The sequence below is a fragment of the Wolbachia endosymbiont of Tuta absoluta genome (genome assembly GCF_059414725.1).
This window is the reverse complement of record NZ_JBNRJY010000073.1, coordinates 1-1,145: the sequence shown is the minus strand read 5'-3', so window position 1 is coordinate 1,145 and position 1,145 is coordinate 1. Positions and strand designations below refer to the sequence as shown.

2 protein-coding genes are annotated in these 1,145 nt (G+C 35.1%); both read right to left on the bottom strand.

Annotated elements, in window-relative coordinates; translation table 11 throughout:
* Window positions 1-356 precede the first annotated feature (356 nt).
* Window positions 357-560 carry a trypsin-like serine protease gene (locus ACJ5GX_RS00800; RefSeq protein ID WP_495292587.1) on the bottom strand — a complete coding sequence of 68 codons (204 nt, stop codon included), beginning with the start codon at window positions 558-560 and terminating at the stop codon, window positions 357-359.
* A 434-nt stretch (window positions 561-994) separates the two neighbouring features.
* The coding region (locus ACJ5GX_RS00795; protein WP_495292588.1) for an ankyrin repeat domain-containing protein at window positions 995-1,145 on the bottom strand (151 nt) is incomplete at its 5' end.

The following is a 1,145-nucleotide window of genomic DNA, read 5'->3' as shown; positions in this document are numbered from 1 at the left end:
GTATTATATGTCTGGGCAGGTATTTTTTGGGGTTTTTCCTGTTCTGCGTAATTATACGCATGTAAATTTTTGAAAATCTTTACTTCAATTTGAAACAAATATCGTTTTCAGTTGGTGGTGGCGTAAAGTTACATGCCGTGTAATTAACCTGGCCAGCCCCGATGAAGTGCCTTTATTTATATTTTTCTATCCCACCCGAGCTGGTTTTCTATAAGGATATAATTTTTTTTTATAAAAAAATAAAATTGTGTGATACAAATTCCTTATTTTTATAATGACGATCATGACGTCAGTAGGGTAAGTGATAATACTATGAATAAAGCATTTCAATTTATAAGCGTACACCGTTTACAATCTTACCTTAACAGTGATCCCCAACTGTAGACAGCGTCGATGCAATGAGCAGCAGTTAAGATACTTCTCTGTGACAGAAGTGAGGCACCGCACAAAAAGTTTTTGATGAACGAGCCCTGGGTGATAGCCACCATGTAGGGTACACCGCCCACATCTGCTGGTTTTCCGCCGACGATACGGGACCCTGCGTCTACATTGTAGAACACGTCGCGGTCCACGAAGCCTGGGTTTGGGAGTGGGTCCGCTGCAAAATAAAATTAGATTATTATAAAAATGTAGGATACATTGAATAAAGTAATTTAATTTTTTCTGAACCGAACTGAACCGAATTATTACAATAATTTTGTAGGTACTTGTTACTTAAATTAAAAAAATAACAGGAGAATTATCACTTATTGACGTCATGATCCGTCATTGTAAAAAAAAATATTTTTGTAACACAATTTTCTTTTTGTATAACAATTTTGTATTGTCCTAATAGAAAACCGGCTCGGGCGGGATAAAAAATATTTATTGACTCAACATGTTATATTGTGATTATAAATATTGGACTTTTAACTTCTTCCTAAATGTAACTTCCGTCTTTGTTTGTTTATTTTATTAATGAAAATAAAATTACCAAAGCACCCGACAAGGATGGCTATAAACAGGATCGATCTTTGTATTCTAGATTCATAGTAGCCCCTTGCTCTAAAAGGTATTCAATAATATCTAAGCGACCAGCGATAACAGCGTATTGTAGAGGACTAACACCATTTCTATCCTGTAGATTTACATTAGCTCCTTTTTCT